The organism is Streptococcus danieliae, assembly GCF_013415245.1.
GTDB classification, from domain to species: Bacteria; Bacillota; Bacilli; order Lactobacillales; family Streptococcaceae; genus Streptococcus; species Streptococcus danieliae_A.
This window is the reverse complement of the sequence record NZ_JACBXX010000246.1, coordinates 1-250: the sequence shown is the minus strand read 5'-3', so window position 1 is coordinate 250 and position 250 is coordinate 1. Positions and strand designations below refer to the sequence as shown.

Here is a 250-nt window from a genome sequence, read left to right as displayed (position 1 = left end):
CTTCACTACCAACTTTGATGACGCAGTCATCTGCGTAGCGAACAAAACGAAGACCTCGTTTTTCCAACTCCTTATCTAGTTCATTGAGCATGATATTAGACAAGAGAGGTGACAAATTCCCGCCTTGGATAATGTTGTGTACTAAGGACATCAGCCTATCTTGTGGAACTGTATCGAAGAACTTTTCCAAGTCAATATCCACTATCCATTCGTAGCCATCGTTAAGATACTCAAGAAGTTGAATAATAGC

At 40.4% G+C, this 250-nt stretch carries 1 protein-coding gene; it reads right to left on the bottom strand.

Annotated elements, in window-relative coordinates; all coding sequences use genetic code 11:
* A partial coding sequence (locus HZY94_RS10035) for a reverse transcriptase domain-containing protein (protein WP_257151923.1) occupies positions 1 to 250 on the bottom strand: 250 nt, incomplete at both ends.